At 32.9% G+C, this 4,592-nt stretch carries 4 protein-coding genes; all 4 read left to right on the top strand.

Going from position 1 to position 4,592, the window contains the following annotated elements:
* Positions 1-366 precede the first annotated feature (366 nt).
* From qoxA to qoxD, 4 genes are read left to right on the top strand one after another with little or no spacing between them, the layout of a single operon-like run.
* Positions 367-1,266, top strand: a complete 900-nt coding sequence (gene qoxA, locus CN514_RS05655) for a cytochrome aa3 quinol oxidase subunit II (protein WP_097975828.1) — start codon at positions 367-369, stop codon at positions 1,264-1,266.
* A complete protein-coding gene (qoxB, locus tag CN514_RS05650; protein ID WP_069035467.1) occupies positions 1,266-3,230 on the top strand; it encodes a cytochrome aa3 quinol oxidase subunit I in 1,965 nt (654 codons plus the stop codon). The genes qoxA and qoxB overlap by 1 nt, the downstream gene beginning before the upstream one ends.
* Positions 3,199-3,798, top strand: coding sequence for a cytochrome c oxidase subunit 3 (locus CN514_RS05645; protein WP_056474257.1), 600 nt, complete (start codon positions 3,199-3,201; stop codon positions 3,796-3,798). Before qoxB ends, CN514_RS05645 begins: the two co-directional genes overlap by 32 nt.
* The gene (gene qoxD, locus CN514_RS05640) at positions 3,795-4,076 is read left to right on the top strand and encodes a cytochrome aa3 quinol oxidase subunit IV (RefSeq protein ID WP_069035468.1); all 282 of its coding nucleotides are present in this window, start codon (positions 3,795-3,797) and stop codon (positions 4,074-4,076) included. The genes CN514_RS05645 and qoxD overlap by 4 nt, the downstream gene beginning before the upstream one ends.
* The last annotated feature ends 516 nt before the right edge of the window (positions 4,077-4,592 follow it).

Genomic DNA, 4,592 nt, shown 5'->3' with positions numbered 1-4,592 from the left:
AAATTCCATAAAAATTATTATACTAATTTACTAATATGTAAGTTTCGAAATGTGAACAAAAAGTTAATCAAAATCTAATATTTGTCTAAAATGTGAACGTTGTGAAGAAGTGAGCAATCGTGTTAATCCAATGATATATATAGGTTTTAAAGAAAAAACCATATTTTCAAATATGTCTAAAATGTGAACACTCTTTTTTTCCTTATAAAATGGAAATTAATTGTTTGTTTTTTTAATTAAAGTATCTTACTATAACTGTGGACATTGTTTGTCATTTTGGTGACAATTTATAAAAATACTTATCTAAGAAATAATTCAAAAAAACTATTTTGAACTTTTACTTACGTTATAGGAAGGAAGAGCGAAATGAAAAAATTTCTAATGGGCATGATGATCATGCTGGTTGCATTAGTAATGGGTGCTTGTGATAAGATTGCAGTTCTTAATCCAAAGGGTCCTGTTGCTAAAACGCAAGCGGATACGATTATCTTCTCGATGTTGATGATGTTAGGAGTTTTACTAGTAGTTTACATTCTTTATATTGTTATTCTATATAAATATCGTGCTAGTAAACTTCCAAAAGATTACGAACCGCCTCATGAAGAGGGGAGTAAAACACTTGAAATTATTTGGACTGTCATCCCAATCATTATTGTTGCGGTTTTATCAGTAGTAACTGTTAAAACAACAAATGCGGTTGAAAGTGTACCAAAAGGTCATGAAAATGATAAACCACTTGTAATTTATGCAAGTTCTTCAAACTGGAAATGGCATTTCTCTTATCCTGAACAAGGAATTGAAACTGTTAACTATGTAAATATTCCAACGAATAGAAATGTAGAATTCAGACTTTATTCATTCGGTCCTATTACAAGTTTTTGGATTCCACAATTAGGTGGACAAAAATATGCAATGAGTGACATGGTAACTAAATTAAATTTTGTTGCTTCAAATGAAGGTTCTTATATTGGTAAGAACAGTAACTTCAATGGAAAAGGCTTTGCTGGAATGGAATTTGAAGTACTAGCAATGAATAATAAGGATTTTAACGGCTGGGTTAAGGACGTTAAAGAAACAGCGCCTGCTTTAACAGAAACAGAGTTTAATAAATTACTAAAAATTGAGCATTTAGGTAGAAAGACATATACTTCGACTCATTTAGGATTTAGACCAGCTCCAGAAGGAAAAAATGCAGGACATCAACATGGTTCTATGAAGGATTCATCTGATCACCATGACATGGATAATATGGAGGGGATGAAATAATGGGTTATAAATGGGATCACTTTTTTGTAACAGGTGAACCAATGATCTATGGCGCAATGGTGAGTATCGTTGTTGTATCTCTTGCTATTGTAATTGGTTTAACAAAATTTAAAAAATGGGGTTACTTATGGAAAGAATGGTTAACGACTGTTGACCATAAACGTATCGGTGTAATGTATATTCTGTGTGCATTATTAATGCTATTCCGTGGTGGAGTAGATGCGTTATTAATGAGAGCACAGTTAGCAGGACCAGATTTAAAAATATTAGATGCACAACATTATAATGAAATTTTTACAACTCACGGCCTAATTATGATTCTGTTCATGGCAATGCCTTTCATTATTGGATTAATGAACATCGTTATTCCTTTACAAATCGGAGCTCGTGACGTAGCTTTCCCTTACTTAAATGCAGTTAGTTTCTGGTTATTCTTTGCAGGTGCAATGCTTTTAAACTTAAGCTTTGTTATCGGTGGATCACCTGATGCTGGTTGGACAGCTTATTTCCCACTAGCTAGTAAGGAATTCAGCCCAGGTGTTGGGAATAACTATTACGCAATTTCGCTTCAAATTGCTGGTCTAGGTACTTTAATGACTGGTATTAACTTTATCGTTACAATTTTAAAAATGCGTGCTCCAGGTTTGAAATTAATGAAATTGCCAATGTTTACTTGGAGTATTTTAATTACAAACGTTATTATCGTATTCGCATTCCCAGTATTAACTGTAGCTTTAGCATTAATGATGTTTGATCGTGAGTTTGGTACTCAATTCTTTACGATGGCACATGGTAATGATATGCTTTGGGCGAACTTATTCTGGATTTGGGGACATCCTGAAGTTTACATCGTTATTCTTCCGGCATTCGGTATATATAGTGAAATTATAGCTACTTTCTCAAGAAAGAATTTATACGGATATAAGAGCATGGTTGTCAGTATGATTGCCATTTCTGCTTTAAGTTTCCTAGTATGGGTTCACCATTTCTATACAATGGGTCAAGGCTCAGTTGTAAATGGCTTCTTTAGTATTACGACAATGGCCATTAGTATACCAACCGGTGTTAAAATATTTAACTGGTTGTTTACATTAAGAAAAGGTAAGATCGAATTTACCGTTCCAATGCTGTACTCACTAGCATTTATTCCGATTTTTACAATCGGTGGGGTTACAGGTGTAATGCTAGCTATGGCAAGTGCTGACTACCAATATCATAATACGATGTTCCTAGTTGCTCACTTCCATTATGTATTAATTCCAGGTACTGTTTTTGCGGTAATCGCAGGGTTCTATTATTGGTTCCCTAAAGTATTTGGTTTCAAATTAGATGAAAAAATTGGTAAGATTACGTTTTGGACAATTATCGTTAGCTTTAACGTAACATTCTTCCCATTATTCTTATTAGGATTAAAAGGTATGACTCGCCGTACTTATACTTATAGTGCAGAGTCAGGTTTCGGACCTTTAAATATGATTGCTACAATTGGAGCTGTAGGGTTAGCAATCGGATTCTGTTTACTTGTTTACAATATTTATTACAGTGTACGTTACGCACCAAGAGAAACAACTGGTGATCCATGGAATGCAAGGACATTAGAGTGGGCTACAAGCAGTCCAATTGCTCCTTATAATTTCGCAGTTATTCCAAAAGTTGATTCTTTAGATCCATTCTGGAAAGCTAAAAAAGAAGGTAAATCATTACTTGAAGGTGAGATTACAGATATTCATATGCCAAGTAATAGTGGTATACCATTCATTTTAGGTGCAGCATTTATGGCATTTGGTTTCTTCTTAATATTTGAATGGTGGGTACCTATGATTGTATTTGCAGTTCCTATCGCACTTTGCTTAATAGCACGTTCTTTCCAACGCGATCATGGCTTCCATATTCATAAAGAAGAAATTATCGAAACAGAGAAAAAATTACGAGGTGATCATTATGAGCAGCAGGCCTCTGTATAGTCTAGGTGAAGAAAGTTCTAATAAGATTTTAGGCTTCTGGATATTTTTAGGAGCTGAGATTGCTTTATTCGGAACATTGTTCGCAGTTTACTTCACTTTAGCAAATAACACTGGTTCAGCACCTACTCAAAAAGAATTATTTGAGATGAAAGGTGTAATGATAGAAACATTTGCCCTATTAACAAGTAGTTTTACGATTGGTTTAGTCGTAAACGCAATAAAATTAAATCACAAAAAAGCTTTTATAAGCTTCCTTGTATTAACACTAGCTTTAGGAGCAGTCTTCCTAGGAGTAGAGATTACAGAGTTCTTTACTTATGTTCATGAAGGTGCAACAATCCAAAGTAGTGGAGCATTATCAGCATTATTCGTATTATTAGGTACTCACGGTGCCCACGTATCATTCGGTATGTTATGGGGTATTGCAATCTTAATTCAAGTTTCTCGTGAGGGAATTACAGAAACTACTGCAAACAAAACATTTATTTATTCATTATACTGGCACTTCTTAGACGTAGTATGGATCTTTATCTTTAGTTTTGTTTACGTGAAAGGACTGATTGGATGAGCGCATTATTCCCTAAGCATCAAGTGGTTGGCTTCATCCAATCACTTGTTCTAACAATCATAGCTTTAAGTGTTTACTATTTAAATTTACCGTTTAATGTATCATTTATTATTTTAATTGTAACTGCATTATTACAAGGCGGGCTTCAGTTAATTGTTTTCATGCATATGAATGAAAATGAAAATAAAGGAGTATTATATATCAATTTAGGTTACGCAGTATTTATTGCAGTAGCAATTGTTTTTGGTACTCTTTGGACATTAATTTGGGGTATGTAATAGTTAAAAGCTCTTCGACATTCGAAGAGCTTTTTTTTGCTTTTTTAGAGGTGGATTTTAATTTTCTTACCTGCAAGATCATTAATTAAGAAAAATAAAAAAGGGGTAAATCAATTAGATAGCAGGTCAATTTGTATTAAATGTAGAAGTAAGTAATTGAAAATATTCGAGATTATACTTATGAACGATTACATAAAAGCAATGAGGGTTAATGTTTGAAATGCGATTGAATTAACAATTAGTTGATGTCACTATTTGAACTATAGTTGGACAAAGTATTTCGTTAAAAAAGTTAATGTCATCAATTGTTCACAATGTTATGAATAATATCATATTTGCGATAGTTATTTCTATTAATATATGTAATAGTTTAATATAATGATTGCATAATAATTAATCATATCTTGTTTGAAAAGTAATACAAGATACATAATTATTTGGGTATTTATTTACTTTTAAGGAGGAAAAAAGTATGGAAATGAATGACAATTCTAACATTGCAAAGTGCCCGTTTAA

This window comes from Bacillus sp. AFS001701, from assembly GCF_002559405.1.
In the GTDB taxonomy this organism is placed as follows: domain Bacteria; phylum Bacillota; class Bacilli; order Bacillales; family Bacillaceae_G; genus Gottfriedia.
The sequence above is the reverse complement of the archived record's forward strand: the minus strand, read 5'-3'. Positions and strand labels throughout refer to the sequence as shown.